Genomic DNA, 17,856 nt, shown 5'->3' with positions numbered 1-17,856 from the left:
CGTGTTCGCACTGTCCCTTTTCTATTCCGCCTGCCGGATGCGGCTGCGGGCTTCGGTGAGTTCGCTCGTCGTGTTGCTGAGCCGGTCTGCCAGCACGCGCATGATCTCAATGGTGATCTCGGGAAAATCAGTCAGCAGCTTGAGGAAATGATCCTTGCGGATGCGCAGCGCTTCCAGCGGCGTGGTGGTCTGCACGGTGGCGGTTCGCGAGACATCGCAGAGAATGGCGATTTCGCCGACGATCGAGTTTCGCTCGACCTCCGCGATCTTGATTGGACCCGAGGCGGAATCGACGAGAATGTCGGCCTTGCCGTCGAGTACCACATAGGCCGCGTCGCCCGTGTCGCCCTGATGAAAGATCGCCTCGCCGGGTCTGTAGCTCACGCGATCGGACGTGAACGCGAGCAGCTTCAGCTTGCCTGGCTCGACATTGGAAAAAAGCGGCACACGCCGCAGCATTTGGACTTCGTCTTTCAGAAGCATTTCCGTGCCCATTCTCCTGCTTCCTCCCTTCCGGTCAAAGTGCCTGTCATGTCACATATCGCGGTTTGAAGGCTGTTCACTGTCCATTTCGTGCCGACACATGGACTTTGCCTTCGACATTATGATGACACAAGCTCTTTAAAGATACCGTTATTCTCGGCCAGTACATCAGGCGCGCCATCTTCCACGAGCATCCCCCGATCGAAAACCAGAACCCGGTCGAACAGGTTTGACAGCGTGGTGTTCGAAAGGACCCAGATAACAGCCGGGTTGCGACCGTTGCGGCGAACCAACTTGAGGACGTCGTGAACTATTTCATCCTGCAGGCGATGGTCGAGGCCCGGCAACGGCCTGTTGAAGATGTAATAATCCGAATTTCGCACAAGTGCACGCGCCAGATTGAGCTTCTGTCGCTGGACTGCGGTCAACCGCCGGCCGCCGGCCCCGAGATTGAAGTCGAGACCGATGTCGATGACCTGCTCAAGAAGACCGAGGGAGTTCAGGAGCGAGCTGACGATAGATCGGATACGCTTGGAGCCGTCCGAATGCTTGTGGCTGATGCGCCCGAACAGGATATTGTCCATGAGGCTCGCCGATGCCAGATAGTGTTCCGGATCGTAGCGCTCGATATCTCCGCGCATCTCCTCAGGCAGGCCTTCGTGAAACTGCCGTCGCACATCGACGATCTTGGCCATCAGTTCGTCGGTCAAAAGACCGAAGCGATGCCGAGGTTCGATATAGCGGAAGCTGAGTCGGATGATCGCACCGCGCTCGTCTTCGGAAGCGGCTTCGAAGCCCCTTCCTTTCAGTTTCTGCAGCAGCATCTGATATTCAGGAATATCATCTGCCGTCATGAAGGTGAGTTGCTGGAAGAAGGGATGATCGGCCGGCAGGTCGGCAAAAAGCTCGACAGCGTTTTCAGCAATGCTGTAGCCCATGTCGAACATGATGCGGTCAAGCCCGCTCTCCCGGACGACCGAGCGGAAATAGACGTTCTTTCCTATTGCCTTGCCCATTAGTCCCGGGCCGGTCGCCGTGCCGAACAACAGGTTTTCGCCGACTGTGGCTTCGGTATTGTAGGCGCCGGGCTCGAATGCGACGACGAGACTGCGCAGACCCGCCTCATCGAGTTCTTCTCGAAGTGCATGCCGCATTTCAACGATCCCCTGCGCAAGGCCAGGATAATCCTTGGGGGAAACCGTGCTGCGCAATGCGAGGTCGAGGATATCCTTCGACAACTGCACCGTGTCGAGCACGGACAGCACGGGCGTGAACAGGTCCTCCCGGTCGGTCGCATCGGCGGCCTTATAATCGATCCAGTCACTTTTCACGTCATGGTCCGGATTGCCCGCCAGCTTGGCTTCTCCGATTTCCCATTTGCGGTGTGCGGCATCGCTGCCCTTATAGGGAAAGTCTTTTAGGGGTGCGTGCTTGAGCCCGTAAAGCAGGTTGTCGCGCAGGCTGCCGTAGAAGAAATACGCATCTGCGGAAACATAGGAGATGGCCCGGCCCGTGACACTTTCAGGCAGCGTCAGAATATCGTCGCCACCGGCGGTGATCTTGCCGCTCTCGGGCCATGTCACGCGGCCCAGGGCTTCCGCCAGCATGTCGCCGCCGCTGGCAGCACCCCCGATGATCGCTATCGTTTCTCCGGGGTTGAGCTGGACCGACACGCGATCGAGAAGCTTGGCGCCGCTGTCGTCCGCCACCGACAGGTTGACCGCGGCCAGCGGAGTGGCCAGCACACCGGCGGTGCCGATGGCAATAGCCTGAACTGCAGGATCCATCGTTTGATCGACGCTGAACTGCTCGACCACTTGCACATATTTGACCTGAACGTCCTGGCGGGTTTGGTCCCAGTCGATCAGATCCTTGAGCGGCCCGGGCAGATCCTTATAGGCGCTGATGACGGCGACGAGTTGGCCAATGTCGAGGCGACCCTGAAGCGCCAGATAACCGCCGATACAATAGAAGAGAAACGGCGTGAGCTGGGCGAGGAAATTGTTGATGAACTTGACCAGAAATTTCCACTGATAGAGGTCATAGCGGATCTTGTAGATGCGGCCGAGCCGCGAGGCGATATCGGCACGCTCGTAGTTGGACGTGTCGAAGGAGTGGATGGTGCCGATGCCGTCGACGATTTCGCTGACGCGGCCGGCAAGCTCGCGCGCGGTGATCTGTCTTTCGCGTCCGAGCACGAGCAAACGGCGGCGCATGCGCGGAATGATCACTGCCTGAACGCCGACCATCAGCGCAGCGATCAGGCCAAGCCAGGCGTTCTGGATGAAAATGAAGATGAGGGCCGTCAGCGCCTGTCCGCCAAGCATTGCCGGTTGAACAAAAGCATCGCCGGTAAAGCCGCCAAGCGGCTCGACCTCATCCTTGACCATGCTGGAGACTTCCGCGCCCTTCATCCGCTTGAACTGGTTTGGCGGGAACCGGAGAATGCGATCGACCAACTCGAACCGGATGCGCCGCAACAGTCGCTCGCCGAGGCGGCCCTTGTAGGTATTGATGTAGAATTTGAAAAGCCCGTTGATGATCACCAGGATGAGGAAGACCATGCTGAGCGCAAACAGCGTCTGCATCCGGGTCAGGTCGATGCCGTCGTAAAGCGACACCGTACCCAGCCAGGGCAGATCGAAGCTGATGTTCATGAAGGTCTGCGTAGCACCGGGCCGGTCGAAACCTTCCCCCTGGATCGGGCCATTGACGATCTGCTTCGGCAAATCGAACGACAGGAAATACGGAACCATGGAAACGGCGACGACGAGCAGAATCCAGAGCTGCTGGCCGCGCGTATGGGTCCAGATGTAGCGGGAGAGGCGTTTTTCCATGGGGACGTCAACAGACCGGGAAGCAGGTGTTGGAAAGGGAGAGGTTACGGCTGGCATAGGATCGCGGACCGTTGACCAGATCGCGGCCTGCAGGAGGTTGCTTGTTGCCCGTCACCCCGAAGGATCGGGATGCGGAGACGGCATGTTTCAGGCTCAGTTGCATTCCTTGCCCCCCTGGAAAAGTCCAGACTACAGCAGGCGATGGGCCAAAACCACCGGTAAACGATGCGGAGACAAGAGATTGGCACGGATAGGTAATGTTGATGTTTTGTGTTGGTGAAGAGCAACTCAAAATAGGAGCGCTTATGCTGTCAGGCAATTTCAAAGACGCTCCTCGCGCGTTCCAAAAAAGACGATTGAACAACCATATGGTTACGCAGCAAGCCGTTTGAAAGTCCCCGTATAGACCCTTCAGGCGAGGCGATGCAGGATTTCCGCCGTTCTGAGGGCTCCGTTGAGGTCGAGCTTGTGGGAAGGCCTGTCGGTGGCCGAGAGAGCAACCTCGATTGCCTCTCGCATCGTGTCCGGCGAGAGGGTTTCCTCCGTCAGCACATGCGCCAGACCGAGTTTTTCGAGCCGTTCGGCCCTGACTGTCTGCTCCGTCTCGCCGCCTGCCGTGAAGGGGATGAGCAACGACCGGCAGCCAGCTCTCAGGGTGTCGCAAACCGTATTATAGCCCGCCTGCGAGACAGAGAGTTTTGCGCCGGCAAGCAGGCTGGCGAAATCCGCACGGAAACGGAAGACGCCGATATGAGGAGGCGCATCCGTGGAAATAGCATCGAAATCTGCCTGGGGGAGGTTCGGGCCGGTGATGAGCGCGAAGGACAATCGGCTGTCGAAGGATCTCCCCGCCTCGAGTGCCGCACGGATGAGGCTATTGCCGACTGCGCCGCCGCCAGCGGAAACGACGACGTCGAAACGCTCGGTCGGTTGCCCGGGCGGCGGGGCGGCGACAAGTCCGGTATAAATCACCTTGCCGGCGATCTCCGCCGCCAGCGGAAAGGTCTCTTCCAAACGGGCGAAGTCGGGATCTCCGTGGACAAGCACATGATCGAAATAGCGCTGGATGAGCGCCACGGTTTCTTCATCACGCCCAGGTTTGGCGCGCTCCTGCAGGATATCGCGCAAAGACGTTACGACAAGCGGGCGCTCCGTCATGCCGGCAATTTCGTCGAGCAGCGGCAGGAGCTCGAAGCGGACCTGGCGGCGACCGAACGGAAAGGCTTCGATCATGACGATATCCGGGGCGTTCTGGCGAAAGGCGGAGAGCAGGAGATCCCGGCGATGATCCTTGAAAGCGTCATCGACCGGATTGCCGTCCATGTCGGCGAGCTCTGAAAAGCCTTTCGTTCCGGCGACGATGGGAGGAAGGGCAACGTGATGCACCTGCGGTCCCGGAAAACCCTTGACCGGTGTTCCGCCCGTGACGACCGTGACCTCGCAGCCGTGTTGCGCCAGCGCTTCGGCTATGCGGCTTGCACGGGCCAGATGACCGATGCCGAGCAGATGCTGGACATAGAAAAAGACACGTGGTGCCGCTTTGACAGGCCTGGTCGTCATGAAGCTTTCCATTCCGTCTCGAACAGTTCCTTCAGTTGCCGGATGCTGGTGTGATGATCGAAATTGCCGCGGACTTTTTGCTCCGCTGCAGCGCCAAGCCTCCGGCGAGCCGCGGGATCGCGAATGGCCGCCGCGAGAGCTTCGGAAAAGGCCTCGGGCGATTCCGGCGGCACCACATAGCCGTTCTCGCCGTCCGTCAGCAGTTCGGGAACGCCCGAAATGCCGGTGGACACGCAGACGAGACCCTGGCTTGAAGCCTCGACAAGGACATTGGGCAGCCCGTCACGATCACCATCCGCTGTAATCCGGCAGGCGAGCGCGAAGATCTCCGCGCTGCGATAGCGCTGCAGCACCTCCTTTTGCGACAGGGCCCCATGCCAGACGATCCTGTCTGCGATGCCGAGTTCCGTGGCGAGCGCCTGAAGCTTTGCGAGCTTCTCGCCGCCCCCGATATGCTCGAACCGCCAGTGGAGAGCCGGAGGCAGCAAGCTCAGTGCCCGCAGGAGAATGTCGTATCCCTTCTTTTCGACAGCGCGTCCGACGCTCAGGATCGTTACCGGTTCATGCGCGCGAGAGCCATCGAATGCCGGACGCGCACCGTCAAATGGACTGAACCGGGTCAGGTCAAGGCCGTGATAGCTCAGATGGACGCGGGTTCCGTCCGGTGCCAGATGACGCAGATGGTCATATCCCGACTGGGTACAGGTCACCGTCCAGCGGGACCCCGCGAGCTTGCCGGCAAGCTCCCAGTCCGAAGAGGTCCAAATGTCTTTCGCATGGGCCGAACAGGTAAAGGGGATAGCGGTCATCAGGCTTGCATAGCGGGCGACTGAGGCGGGCGTGTGGATGAAATGGGCGTGCAACCATCCGCCGCCTGCCGGCCATTCGTGCGCAAGCACCAAGGCCTGCCCGAAGCGGCGGAACCGGTTCGGCGTCACATCGCGAAGAAGATCCGGCAGGAAGGCACCCAGCGCGCGCCAGAAGCCAGGCTTGACGATGCCATGGATAAGCGCCTTCGCGACCCGAGCCGGCTCATCGTGCAGGTATTCCGGGAGATAGTGGACCGGGGCTTTGATCTCGTCATGGACGGGGTGACGCTTGGTATCCGTCGGGCGGCGCAGCGCAACGAGGACAAGCTCGAAACCGGCTTTTTCGAGCCCGAGCAATTCCTGCGCAATGAAGGTTTCCGACAGGCGCGGATATCCCTTCAGAACGACGACGATCTTGCGCCGCGTGGTCAAAGCCGGATCATCCCTGCACCGCGCTTAAGGGTTCCTGGCTGCGCCGGCCCAGCCATTCGCCCACAATCTGGGAGATGTTGGCGAGCCCCTCAAGGGTCATGCCGGCAGCGCTCTGCGAGGGGCGGGGGCGGTCGGGCAGGGACTTGAGGGCGGCGGCAAAGCGACGTGGGTCGCGTGCTTCCTCGGGTAGAAGCATATCGACCAGCCCCAGTTCCTGCGCGCGGCTGGCGCGGATCAGTTGTTCCTCGCGTGGCATGACCCGCGGAACGATGAGAGCCGGCTTGTCAAACGACAGGATTTCGCAATAGGTGTTATACCCGCCCATTGCCACAACTGCCTTCGCCCCGGCGATCAGTTCCTCCATGTGGTTGTCGAATTCGATGACCTCCACATAGGGGATTTTCGCGCATTTCGTGATGAGCTTGTGACGTTGCTTGGCGGGCATGTAGGGCCCAAGCACAATCAGTGATTTATGCGTCAGCGTCACGTCTTCCTGATAGGCGTCGATGACGTCGTGGATAAGGTCCGAACCGTCGCCGCCGCCGCCGGTGGTGACCAGAATATAATCGTCCTTCGGTTTGTGCTCGGAGATCATGTCCTGAGAGACGCTCCTCTGGAGGAAGCCGACGAAATCCATCTTCGAACGAACGCCGGGGGGCACCTCCAGACCGATGAGCGGATCGTAGAAATCCGGCGGTCCGTAGACCCAGATGCTGTCGTAATACCGGTCGATCTTGCGCATTACGTCATTGCGCTTCCACTCCGCATCCAGCAGATGCGGGGCATCCATGACTTCGCGCAGCCCCAGAACCAGAGTGGTGCCTTGTTTCTTCAGATAGGCGAGCGTTTCCTCGACCTCGCCCTGCAGGCCCATCGGCTCCTTGTCGACAATGAAGATGTCCGGCTGGAAGGTCTCTGCCGTGTGGCGGATGAGCGACCTGCGCATCTTCAGCGTCTCGTGAAGGTCGATATGCCGGTCCATCGATGTATATTCGCCATTGCGCAGCTTGATGACGCTCGGAATCTTCATGAAGTCGACCCGCGCCCGATAGTCGAAGGCGCCGGCGATGGTCGCGCCGGATATGATCAGGATGTTGACGCCGCGATAATCCTCGACAAGCGAATGCGCAATTGCCCGGCATCGCCGGAGATGGCCGAGACCGAACGTGTCGTGGCTGTACATCAGGATGTGGGCATCCTCGATCCTGCGCGTCATGATCGGAGCCCCTTGTCTCCTCTCACGTTGCCCGTCGTCCTGAACATTGATGTGTTCCACTTCACTTGTAGGGATCGGCCGCATCGCGAAGTCCGTCGCCCAGAAAATTGAACGCCAGAATCACGAGGATCACCGGTATCGTTGGAAACAGCAGCCAGGGATAAAAAGCAATGACGCTGACGCTGCGGGCTTCCGTCAGGAGAATGCCCCAGCTGGTGATCGGCGGCCGAAGGCCAAGGCCGAGGAAGCTCAGTGCCGTTTCGCCGAGGATCATGCCCGGAATGGACATGGTGGCCGTGGCGATCAGGTGAGACATGAAGCCCGGCACGAGGTGACGGCCGATGATGCGGCCTGACCCGGCGCCCATGAGCTGTGCCGCGAGAACATAATCCTCTTCACGCAGGGCGAGAAGCTTCGAGCGCACGGCGCGCGCAAGCCCCGTCCAGTCCAGCATGCCGAGGATTGCTGTGATGCCGAGATAAATGAGGATCGGGCTCCAAGTCACGGGCATGATCGCGGCGAGCGCCATCCAAAGCGGAATGCTCGGAATGGACTGCAGAACCTCGATGATGCGCTGCACGATGAGATCGAAGACGCCGCCGTGATAGCCGGCAAGGCCACCGATGACGATGCCGAGCACGAAGCTCATGGTGATGCCGAGCAGGCCGATGGTCAGCGAGATCCGCGCGCCGTACATGATGCGCGACAGGACGTCGCGGCCGAGCCGGTCTGTTCCGAGCAGGAAGAGTTCGCCGTCCTTGGCCGGACAGACGAGATGCGTATCGGCTTTAACGAGGCCCCAGAACATGTAGGGGTCGCCGCTGCAAAAGAAGCGGAGCGGCTCGACCTTGTTTTTGTCTTCGGTATAGACGCGGCGCAACGTATCCATTTCGAGGTTCATGCTCCGCCCGTAGACGAACGGTCCCACCAGACTGCCCTCATGGAAAAGGTGAATCCGCTGCGGCGGCGCGTGAATGTAATCGACGTTGCGGGTATGCAGATTGTAGGGCGCCAGAAACTCGACGATGACCATTGCCGCGTAGAGCAGGCCGAGGAAATAGAGCGAGAACACCGCCAGGCGGTGTTTCCTGAATTTCCACCACATCAGCCGCGTTTGCGACGCCTGATTGACGCGGGTCTGTTCCTCGCTCATCACGTCTATGGAGTGCGGATCGAAGGGCGCCGCGGAAACGTAGTGCGCCAAGGGTGCGCCGGGTTCGGGGAGGGATGCCGTCACTTGGTGCTACCGCCTTGCAATCTGATGCGGGGATCGAGCAGCGCAAGCGCGATATCCGACACCAGGACCCCGATCACGGTCAAAAAAGCCAGGAACATCAGGAAGGATCCGGCCAGATACATATCCTGGCTCTGGAGCGCCTTGATCAGCATCGGCCCGGTTGTTTCGAGAGACAGGACGATCGCGGTGATTTCGGCGCCGGAGATGATCGCCGGCAGGATCGAACCGATGTCGGAAATGAAGAAGTTCAGCGCCATGCGCAGCGGATATTTGACCAGCGCCCGGAACGGGTGGAGCCCCTTGGCACGCGCCGTCACGACATATTGTTTCTGCAGCTCGTCAAGCAGATTGGCGCGCAACCGCCGGATCATGCCGGCAGTGCCGGCAGTACCGATGATCAGCACCGGGATCCAGAGATGTTCGAGGATCGACTTGGCTTTTTCCCAGCTCATCGGCTCGGCCAGATATTTCTGGTCCATCAGGTGGCCGATGGAGGTTCCGAACCAGATATTGGCGAAATACATCAGGATCAGAGCGAACATGAAGTTGGGGATGGCAATGCCAATCAGCCCGAGGAATGTCAGCCCGTAATCGCCCCAGCTGTATTGATGGGTCGCCGAATAGATGCCGATGGGGAAGGCGATGAGCCATGTGAAGAGAATGGTGACGAAGGAGACGAGAACGGTGAGCCAGAGCCGGTCGCCGACGACCTCGTTCACCGGTAGCTGGTATTCGAAGGAATATCCGAAGTCGCCCTGCGTCATGCCGGCGACCCAGTGAAAATAGCGAAGGACCGGCGGTTGGTCGAAGCCGTACTGGGCGCGCAGTTCCTCGATCTCGGCCATATCGACCGCTTCGCCCTGCGCGCGCAGTTCGGAAATATAGCTCTCGAAATAATCGCCCGGCGGCAATTCGATAATCAGGAAGACCAGCGCCGAAATAACCAGCAGGGTCGGGATCATCGCCAGAACACGCCAGAAAATGTACCGAACCATGCTTAGCTGACCTCGCTGCTATACCAGAACGTGTCCGGCATATAGACACCGAGGTAACAGGTGGGTTCGAAACCGTATAGGCCTTTTTCGGGAACGTTGCGCATGCGCGACGAATGCAGCACCGGCTGCAGCGTCGAATTGACGATGCCGATGGAAAAGACGTTCTGCGTGTAGATGTTCAGCATCTGGTGCCAGATGGCCGTGCGTCCCTGCGTATCCACGGTCCTGCGCCATTGCTTGAGCAATTCAACCAGTTGCGTCGCTTCGGGCAGCTCCGGCGCGTGACCGTTCTGGCCTATCGAAAGGTAGTGCATGCCCCAGACCGGCCACTGCAACTGATCGTCGGCGCTTGGGGCAAGCTGGGCGGGGTTCATGTCGGCGGTCGGCACCCCGTTCTCGATGCCGGTCCACATCGACATCATGATGTCGCCGCCCATCGCACGGCTGCGGAACACGTCGCGCTGGGAGGTTTTTACGAAAAGCGAGAAGCCGATCTTGCTCCAATGGTCCTTGATCAATTCCAGGACATCGGTCTCCAGCGTGCTTTCGCCGGCGGTCTCTATGACGATCTTGGCCTCCCTGCCATCGGGAAGCAGGCGGACACCATCGCTGTTCCTCTCTATGAGGCCCACCTCGTCCAGCAGGGCGTTGGCTTGATCGGGATCGTGGCTGGACCAGGCTGCCGCATATTCGGGCTTGAACAGGGGGCTGTCAGGAAGAACGGTATCGGCGCTTTCCTTGCCCAGCCCGTAAAAGCTGACCATGTTGATTTCATGCCTGTCGATTGCGAGGGACAGCGCGCGCCGGACGCGGACATCCCAGAACAGCTTGCGCCAGACCGCGTCACCGCAATTCAGGTTCGGCAGCAGGGCGACGCGCGACCCTTGCGTGCGTTTCCACAGGTTCACTTTGACTGGATAACGCTTCTCGGCATCCTTGAAGAAGGCATAATCGACGAAATCGACGCCGGTGGATTGCAGGTCACTCTCGCCGGCGCCAGTCTTGGCGGCAATGATCTCCGCCGAGCTGATGTTGAGGACGAAGCGATCGATATAGGGAAGCTGCAGGCCGTTTTCGTCCACCCGGTGAAAGAACGGGTTGCGCTCGAAAATGAACTGCTCGGCGGGCGGCGCAGTCCGGTTTACCCAAGGATCGAGGGAGGGAAGCTCAGGATTTTCCGGACGGTATTGCCGGGACATCTTGATGTGCAGGTCCGTCCATTTCTTGGCGCGATACTGCTTCATCAGGGCCGAAAGACGGAAATTGTCCTGATAGTTCTTATGAAAGTGTCGCATATAGGCTGACGGCAGCAGGATAACCACCGGAGAGGCAGCGGCCAGTCCGGGCAGAAAATCCGGGTTGGGAGCAGCCCAGCTGTACCGCACCGTCAGGTCGTCAATCACCTCGAAGACCGGCGGCTCGCCATCGGCCAGCAACTCCCGTTGAACGCCGCCCTTGCGCAGTTCCTTGTTGAGAATGACGTCTTCCCATGTATAGCGGAAATCTTCCGCCGTCAGATAACTGCCGTTCGACCAGCGGTGGCCATCCCTGATCCTGAAGGTGAAAATCCGGCCTTCCTGAACCTCGTAGCTTTCGAGGATATCCGGTTGGAAATTCAGATGCTCATCGTAACCGACCAAGCGGGCATAGCCGTTGATCGTCATCATGCGGATGTCTTTCTGACTGCCGATCACCATGCGCGCCGTGCCGCCATACGCGCCGGGCTCGCGGCCCATGGCAGCGAGATTCACTCGGCGCGGGTTCTTCGGAATCCGGTCGCTCAGAACGGGCAGCGTCTGGGCGCGCAGATAGGGCCTGAGGTAATCGGGTTCGGGGGCCGCGCGGCTCGTGCCGGGCAAAAAGGCCGAGGCCAGCATACCGAGGGTCATTCGCCGTGTAATCATGGCTGCAACTCCCTTGCATCGGCGCCGCGTCGCGCCAGAACCAGATGTCCGTTGCCGAGGTCGGCGGTCGCCAGGGCGTCCTCGTCTCCCTCGTTGGAAAAATGCCGTCCCCAGCTGCGTTTGTCGGCTGCACCGCTCGGATTGAGTGCAGCAAAGTCCAGCGGCCGATCGAGATCGGGGAAGGGAACTGCGGCAAGAAGAGACTTCGTATAGGGATGGACCGGTGCGCGCATCAGCGTCTCGCGTGGCGCGATCTCGACGATCCGTCCGCCGCACATCACCGCGATCCGGTCCGCCATATAATCGACCACCGCAAGATTGTGGGAGATGAACAGATAGGTCAGTCCGAGTTCTTTTTGCAGATCTTTCAACAAGTTGAGGATCTGCGCCTGCACGGAAACGTCGAGCGCGGAAACGGGCTCATCACAGATCAGAAGATCCGGCCCGAGCGCCAGCGCCCTCGCAATTCCAATCCGCTGGCGCTGCCCACCGGAGAAACTGTGCGGATAGCGGTTGAGGTGGCGCTCGTGCAGGCCAATCGCCTTGAGCAGCGCCTTCACGGTTTCGGCGCGTGTCTTGCTGCTGCCGCGACCGTGGATTTCGAGCGGCTCGCTGAGAATGTTCTGCACCGTCATGCGTGGCGACAGGGAGGAGACCGGATCCTGGAAAACCATCTGCACCCGAGTTCGCAACGTCTGAAGATCATTGCCCTCGGCATTCAGGACGTCGATCGGCCCGTCGCTGCTGTTCAGGACGATTGTGCCCTGATCAGGGGTGACGGCCCGCATCAGGATCTTGCTGACGGTCGTCTTGCCGCAGCCGCTTTCGCCGACGAGACCCAGGCATTCGCCGCGCATGATGTCGAAGCTCACACTGTCGACCGCCTTGGTCGCTGTCGCCGCTTCACTTTTGAACCAGCTGGATTTGCGTGTCGTGAAAGTCTTGCTGATATCGCGGACAGACAGAAGGACACCGGCTTTGCCGGGTTCGGCCGCAAGCTTCTTCTTGCCGAGCAGCATACCGGTATTGACGGGCACGTCGCGCAGCGCCTTCAGCCGTTCTCCGGGTTTCATGTCGAAATGTGGAACCGCCGCCATCAATCCCTTGAGATAAGGGTGCGATGGATTGCGAAAGATGGTTTCGACGGGACCGGCTTCCATGATCTCGCCATGATAGATCACCACCACTTCGTCGGCGACATTGGCCACCACGCCGAGATCATGGGTGATCAGAAGCATCGCCATGTTCAGCTTGGTCTGCAGGCCGCGCAAAAGCTGCAGGATCTGCGCCTGGATGGTGACGTCAAGCGCCGTCGTCGGCTCGTCGGCGATCAGCAGCGAGGGGTTGCAGATCAGCGCCATGGCGATCATGGCGCGCTGGCGCATGCCGCCCGAAAGTTCGAACGAGTACATGTCGAAGGCGCGCGCCGGCTTTGCGAAGCCGACAAGGCCAAGCATCTCCTCGGTCCGCTCGCGCCGTTCGCTGCGCGTCATGGGAGTGTGAATTGTCAGGGATTCGCTGATCTGGTTGCCGATGGTATGCAGCGGCGAGAGCGATGTCATCGGCTCCTGAAAGATCTTGCCGATGCGATTGCCGCGCAAATGGCGGATTTCTTTTCCGTCACGCGGCAGGCGCAAAAGATCGACCGGCGTGGAAGATGCTGCGGGGTCGCAGAACAGGATGCGGCCGCTGGTGCTGGCAGTTTTTGGCAGAATACCCATGACGGCCTGGCTGATGACGGATTTGCCGGAGCCGGATTCTCCGACCAGGGCGGTAACCTTGCCGGGCATGACGCGAAGGCTGGCCTTGCGCACGGCATCAATCTGCCCGCCGAGCATCGCGAACGAGATACTCAGATCTTCAATTCGCAGCAGGTCCGCGCCTGAATTCATGCCAGCACATTTCCCTGTTTCCGGCAGCTATACGTCACGGCCGCTTATTTTTCGGCCTGTGGCCGGTCTTCTTCAGAAAAAGACTATCGCACGGCATTTCACCTGTCCATGACCTACAATGGCTAAAATGCGTTCTGCTGTTCCATGTCCTCAAGGCGAAATGCCAATCTTTCGAAGAGGATCGCGGCACGCACTTGGAGATTGCTCCCGCCAATCGCAACAAACCGCCAAAGCGTCCGACTTGTTCCGCAAAGCGCGCCGTGCGGCCGTTTTTTTTGTTCCAAAGGCTGCGAAAGACAGCGCGCCTGCGGCGGAGATCGAGGAGGCAGGTTGAGCGTCTTGCTTGACACCCGCGAAATTTATCCTCAACTGACCCGCATTCTTCAAAGCCGCTGATGCGCACGATCCGCCGGGAATTCTGCCTTGACCGTTCTTTCCTCCTCCAGCGAAATCCTGCTCTCCAAGATCACAGACAAGACCGCGCATGCCGGCATCATCGGTTTAGGCTATGTCGGCTTGCCCCTGGCGATGACCGTCGCCCGTGGTGGTTTGACGGTTACCGGCTTCGACATCGATCCGCAAAAGATCGTCGATATCGATGCCGGTCGTTCCTATATCGAGGCAGTGCCGGATACCGTTCTGCGAGCCGAGACCGGGGCAGGGCGTTTTCGTGCGACGACGGAATTCTCCGGCCTCGCCGCCTGCGATATCATCGTCATCTGCGTTCCCACCCCTCTGACAAAATATCGCGAGCCGGACCTTTCCTACATTACCCGAACCTGCGCGACCATTGCCGAGACACTGCGGCCGGGACAACTGGTGGTGCTGGAATCCACCACCTATCCCGGAACGACCGACGAGGTGGTGCGGCCGATTCTCGAAAAAACCGGGTTGACCCCGGGACAGGATTTCTTCCTCGGCTTTTCGCCGGAGCGCGAGGATCCCGGCAACCGGGATTTCCACACGTCCAGCATTCCGAAGATCGTGGCCGGTGATGGCGCGGATGCGGCAAGACTGATGGAGGCCTTCTACAGCCTCGCAGTCGATACCGTCGTTCCCGTATCCTCGACCGCGACCGCCGAGGCCGTCAAGCTGACGGAAAACATCTTTCGCGCTGTCAACATCGCGCTCGTCAACGAACTGAAGGTCGTCTACGAGGCCATGGGTATCGACATATGGGAAGTGGTGGATGCGGCCAAGACCAAGCCCTTCGGCTATATGCCCTTCTACCCGGGGCCGGGGTTGGGCGGCCACTGCATTCCGATCGATCCTTTCTATCTTACCTGGAAATCACGGGAATTCGAGTTGCCGACCCGGTTCATCGAACTGGCTGGCGAGATCAATTCGGCCATGCCGCGCCACGTTGTCGGACGGCTGGCAGAAGCGCTCGATGTCCATTGCGGCAAAGCGCTCAGCCGCTCGCGCGTTCTGGTTGTCGGCCTCGCCTACAAGAAAAACGTGCCGGATATCCGCGAAAGTCCCTCTCTCAAACTGATCGAACTGATCGAGGAACGTGGCGGAAGCGCCTGCTATCACGATCCTCATGTGGCAGAAATCCCGCGCACGCGGGAATATATGGCGCTCAAGGGCCGGCAATCCGTGGCGCTCGACGAGCCGTCGGTGGCGTCGTTCGACGCCGTACTCATCGCTACCGACCATGATACCGTGGACTATGCGTCGCTGGCCCGCTGGTCGCCGCTGATCGTCGACACGCGCAATGTTTTTGCGCGCCGTGGAATAACGGGTGGCAAGATCGTCAAGGCGTAAGCGCTGAAGCGTGGGTGCCGGGGGTCTGTTTCTTCAGGCGGCTGGCCGCCATCGCGTAGCCTCCCGCGGCGCCGTCGATAAAATGCATGTGGTCGTGGCTGAGCGGCGTGGGCACGATGCAGGTCATCAATGCAGAATCCTGTCGGTGCAGCCCGTAGCGGGTGATGCCGGCGCTGGCAGCCTTCTCGAGAAGGGTCTGGATTTTCTGAAGACGCTGCGGATCGACGTCGATGGTCATCTTCAGGCCGTCGTCGAATTTCCGGAAATCGGTGTTGCGGGCGACATCGCGGCGGTATTCCTTCGGATCGAACCGCCCGAGCGTCATTCCAAGGCGAAAGAGGCCAACCGTGAGCAGATATTGCGCGAGGATGAACAGCCGCTGCCTGAACTGCTTCCCCTTTGGAACCGTCTTCGTTTCCGTCGCCAGACCTGCGGGCGAAAGACCAAGCTGAGGACCTTCGGCCGCAACCGGGTGACCGGCGCGCTCCTCTTCGGCGGCAATCGCCACGATGTTGGAAATCAGCGTGCGGAAAGCCTCGCCGGTGCCGGAGGCGCCCGGTACAGCGATGATCGAGACGATGTCGCCGTGGCGGGACTGGATCGGGTTCCAGCGGCAGGAAAGGCCGGTCAGGTCCGGTTGCGCGCCGTCTGCTGCGGGCGGCACGGCGTAGAGCCCTTCCTTCATCCGCGCCTCCGCCCAACTCGATCCGCCGCCGGCAAACATGGCATAGGAAATGTTCGGGTTGACCTGAAAGCGGGCGACGCGAACCTCGAGCCCCGCAGCATTGACGTCGGCCACCGGAACGAGCGCTGCACGCAACGTCAATTGCAGTTCCTGTCTCACCCATAACTGCACAGCCGACAGGGCGTCCCGGGCAGCTTCGACAGCGGAGGGCGGCACGGCAACGAGGGCGCCGTCACCGCCGAAGACAAACGGAAGATCGTGCTTGCCGAGCGCGTTGAGGATCGCCGAGATCACGCTGGCACCGGCCATGTTCACGGCTTTATAACGGCCTGCCTCGATCGCTCCGGTGGAATCGACGATGTCAGCCGTTGCAAGCGCCCAGTCGGCCGGAAGCGGCTTGTAGTTTTCGACATCGGTAACGCCCTCGAATTCCAGAAAGACGGGGAGGGTGTTGAAAAATGTTTCGCTGGCGTTCATGTGGCGACGCTAGCATATCGACAAGGCGCAAGCACGTCCCATAGATGCCGGCCGGGTGAATTCTTGGCCTCCGTCGATATCCTATGGTCGACCTTGGACGCGGGGCCGTGTTAAGCCACTTGAACGTCACGGGTTCCGGAATGGATGGACAGCACGCAATGAGCCGCCTCGACAGTTTTATTTCCCGCATGCAATCGCAGCGCGCCGTTCTCAATCACATCCGGACAGAAGCGATGATCCCGCCGGATGGGGTCATTCTGGAAGTCGGGCTCGGCAATGGCCGAACCTACGATCATATTCGCGAACTGTTTCCGAGCAACCGGATCTTAGCCTTCGATCGCGCCGTCGGCGCCCATCCTGCCTCGACGCCGCCGGAGGCCGATATGGTGCTTGGCGATATCAAGGAGACCATCCGGCAATTCGCAGGCCGGATGGTTGCCTTCGTTCACGCCGATATCGGCACGGCCTATCCGGAAAAAGATGCGGTGACGCTGACCTGGCTTCCTCAGTCGGTCGCCGCGGCGCTGGATCAGGGCGGTGTCGCCGCCAGCGGTCTGCCGCTCGAGCACGCCGACCTTGAGCCACTGCCCTTGCCCGCGGGGGCCGAGCCCGGACGCACCTACTTCTATCGCAGGCGCTGACACGAACAGCCCTGCCGTCAGGGAAAAAAGAGAACGTCGAATTGCGGTTCGTCGGCGGGCAGGGCGGTCACCTTCATTTCCACCTCCCGGTCCTCGAAAAAGACAATGCAGTCTTCATAGAACCGGGCGAGGTGGCCGATAAAGGCCCGTGTTCCCTCGGGGCCGTAAAAGACCGGCGAAAATTCCATATAGAAGGGGGTGCGACGCTGAAGCAGCGGCGTCATGGAGCGGATGGCCACCGGCTCATATCCCTCGATGTCCATCCAGATCAACCCGATATCATCAGGTCTTACGCCCGCCTCGTCCAGAATGTCAGTGACCGGCCGAACCGGGACGGTTGTTGCAATATCGCTGTCGCTCTGCCGGATCGCGCTGCTTTTTCCATGGTTGTCGCGGTTGAGGAAGAAATCCAGCGTGCCCTCGCTTTCGCCCGCAGCAGTGTTGATCGCCGTGATCTGCTCCCCAAATCCGTTCTGGCCGATATTGGTTTGCAGCAGGGCGAAATTGCGGGGGTCCGGCTCGACCGTGAGGATGCGGCGGAAAGCGCCGCTCAGTGCGAAATAGAGTGTCTGGGTGCCGATATTGCCTCCCAGTTCAAGAAGCACTGTGCCGTCAGGCAAGAGGCAGCGCCGGTGCAGCACGGCGAGAAGGCGCTCGACATTTTCGCGCTCGAAATGGCCTTTGCGATAAATCTTGCGGCCGATGTAATCATGCGGCGAAAACGTCATCCGGTGATCGCCGCAGTCCGCCGTCATGGTCAGGATGCTCGGGCTTACTGAATTGACGAGCATGTCCCGGCCTATGCGTGTATTGAGCAGCCGCCGAGCCGTCCGGTTGCGCCATTTGCGCAGCCGGCGCTTCCAATTTTCCATTGCAGCCATGCCCTCAGTCGCTCCTTCGGTGTGCTGCCCTCTTCAATAC

The 17,856-nt window shown here is 60.0% G+C and carries 13 protein-coding genes; 2 read left to right on the top strand and 11 right to left on the bottom strand.

Annotated elements, in window-relative coordinates; all coding sequences use genetic code 11:
- Positions 1-21: 21 nt before the first annotated feature.
- From PY308_RS16165 to PY308_RS16125, 9 genes are all read right to left on the bottom strand, one after another.
- Complete coding sequence (locus PY308_RS16165; RefSeq protein WP_275791167.1) at positions 22-483, bottom strand: cyclic nucleotide-binding domain-containing protein; 462 nt, start codon at positions 481-483, stop codon at positions 22-24.
- Between the two features lie 119 nt (positions 484-602).
- The gene (locus tag PY308_RS16160; protein ID WP_275784488.1) at positions 603-3,320 is read right to left on the bottom strand and encodes an ABC transporter transmembrane domain-containing protein; all 2,718 of its coding nucleotides are present in this window, start codon (positions 3,318-3,320) and stop codon (positions 603-605) included.
- A gap of 411 nt (positions 3,321-3,731) precedes the next feature.
- The gene (locus PY308_RS16155; RefSeq protein ID WP_275784486.1) at positions 3,732-4,880 is read right to left on the bottom strand and encodes a glycosyltransferase family protein; all 1,149 of its coding nucleotides are present in this window, start codon (positions 4,878-4,880) and stop codon (positions 3,732-3,734) included.
- Positions 4,877-6,121, bottom strand: a complete 1,245-nt coding sequence (locus PY308_RS16150) for a glycosyltransferase family 4 protein (RefSeq protein WP_275784485.1) — start codon at positions 6,119-6,121, stop codon at positions 4,877-4,879. Before PY308_RS16150 ends, PY308_RS16155 begins: the two co-directional genes overlap by 4 nt.
- A gap of 7 nt (positions 6,122-6,128) precedes the next feature.
- Positions 6,129-7,337 (bottom strand): glycosyltransferase family protein, encoded by a 1,209-nt coding sequence (locus tag PY308_RS16145; protein WP_275784483.1) that lies wholly within the window; start codon positions 7,335-7,337, stop codon positions 6,129-6,131.
- 61 nt (positions 7,338-7,398) lie between these two features.
- Complete coding sequence (locus PY308_RS16140; protein ID WP_275784481.1) at positions 7,399-8,574, bottom strand: ABC transporter permease; 1,176 nt, start codon at positions 8,572-8,574, stop codon at positions 7,399-7,401.
- A complete protein-coding gene (locus PY308_RS16135) occupies positions 8,571-9,569 on the bottom strand; it encodes an ABC transporter permease (RefSeq protein ID WP_275784479.1) in 999 nt (332 codons plus the stop codon). The genes PY308_RS16140 and PY308_RS16135 overlap by 4 nt, the downstream gene beginning before the upstream one ends.
- Positions 9,570-9,571: 2 nt before the next feature.
- Complete coding sequence (locus tag PY308_RS16130) at positions 9,572-11,473, bottom strand: ABC transporter substrate-binding protein (RefSeq protein WP_275784478.1); 1,902 nt, start codon at positions 11,471-11,473, stop codon at positions 9,572-9,574.
- Complete coding sequence (locus PY308_RS16125) at positions 11,470-13,365, bottom strand: dipeptide ABC transporter ATP-binding protein (RefSeq protein WP_275784476.1); 1,896 nt, start codon at positions 13,363-13,365, stop codon at positions 11,470-11,472. The genes PY308_RS16130 and PY308_RS16125 overlap by 4 nt, the downstream gene beginning before the upstream one ends.
- A gap of 423 nt (positions 13,366-13,788) precedes the next feature.
- Here PY308_RS16125 and PY308_RS16120 point away from each other — a divergent pair, with 423 nt between their 5' ends.
- On the top strand, positions 13,789-15,132 hold the full coding sequence (locus PY308_RS16120; RefSeq protein ID WP_275784475.1) for a nucleotide sugar dehydrogenase: 1,344 nt from the start codon (positions 13,789-13,791) through the stop codon (positions 15,130-15,132).
- Here the strand turns inward: PY308_RS16120 and PY308_RS16115 are convergent.
- A complete protein-coding gene (locus PY308_RS16115; RefSeq protein ID WP_275784472.1) occupies positions 15,122-16,294 on the bottom strand; it encodes a DUF3095 domain-containing protein in 1,173 nt (390 codons plus the stop codon). The genes PY308_RS16120 and PY308_RS16115 overlap by 11 nt on opposite strands.
- 158 nt (positions 16,295-16,452) lie before the next feature.
- Between PY308_RS16115 and PY308_RS16110 the strand changes: the two genes are divergently transcribed.
- Positions 16,453-16,935 carry a class I SAM-dependent methyltransferase gene (locus PY308_RS16110; RefSeq protein ID WP_275784469.1) on the top strand — a complete coding sequence of 161 codons (483 nt, stop codon included), beginning with the start codon at positions 16,453-16,455 and terminating at the stop codon, positions 16,933-16,935.
- A 17-nt stretch (positions 16,936-16,952) separates the two neighbouring features.
- On the opposite strand, the gene PY308_RS16105 is transcribed toward PY308_RS16110, so the two are convergent.
- Entirely contained in the window at positions 16,953-17,816 is an 864-nt protein-coding gene (locus PY308_RS16105) for an FkbM family methyltransferase (RefSeq protein WP_275784467.1), read from the bottom strand.
- Positions 17,817-17,856 lie beyond the last annotated feature (40 nt).

The organism is Pararhizobium gei (genome assembly GCF_029223885.1).
GTDB classification, from domain to species: Bacteria; Pseudomonadota; Alphaproteobacteria; order Rhizobiales; family Rhizobiaceae; genus Pararhizobium; species Pararhizobium gei.
Note: the sequence above shows the minus strand (reverse complement) of the source record. Positions and strands in the feature narration are given on the sequence as shown.

What these genes read in the sequence shown, in the direction of transcription:
- PY308_RS16165 (WP_275791167.1), bottom strand. Translation starts at nt 483, where the DNA reads ATGCTTCTGAAAGACGAAGTCCAAATGCTGCGGCGTGTGCCGCTTTTT.
- PY308_RS16160 (WP_275784488.1), bottom strand. Translation starts at nt 3,320, where the DNA reads ATGGAAAAACGCCTCTCCCGCTACATCTGGACCCATACGCGCGGCCAG.
- PY308_RS16155 (WP_275784486.1), bottom strand. Translation starts at nt 4,880, where the DNA reads ATGACGACCAGGCCTGTCAAAGCGGCACCACGTGTCTTTTTCTATGTC.
- PY308_RS16145 (WP_275784483.1), bottom strand. Translation starts at nt 7,337, where the DNA reads ATGACGCGCAGGATCGAGGATGCCCACATCCTGATGTACAGCCACGAC.
- PY308_RS16135 (WP_275784479.1), bottom strand. Translation starts at nt 9,569, where the DNA reads ATGGTTCGGTACATTTTCTGGCGTGTTCTGGCGATGATCCCGACCCTG.
- PY308_RS16130 (WP_275784478.1), bottom strand. Translation starts at nt 11,473, where the DNA reads ATGATTACACGGCGAATGACCCTCGGTATGCTGGCCTCGGCCTTTTTG.
- PY308_RS16125 (WP_275784476.1), bottom strand. Translation starts at nt 13,365, where the DNA reads ATGAATTCAGGCGCGGACCTGCTGCGAATTGAAGATCTGAGTATCTCG.
- PY308_RS16115 (WP_275784472.1), bottom strand. Translation starts at nt 16,294, where the DNA reads ATGAACGCCAGCGAAACATTTTTCAACACCCTCCCCGTCTTTCTGGAA.
- PY308_RS16110 (WP_275784469.1), top strand. Translation starts at nt 16,453, where the DNA reads ATGAGCCGCCTCGACAGTTTTATTTCCCGCATGCAATCGCAGCGCGCC.
- PY308_RS16105 (WP_275784467.1), bottom strand. Translation starts at nt 17,816, where the DNA reads ATGGCTGCAATGGAAAATTGGAAGCGCCGGCTGCGCAAATGGCGCAAC.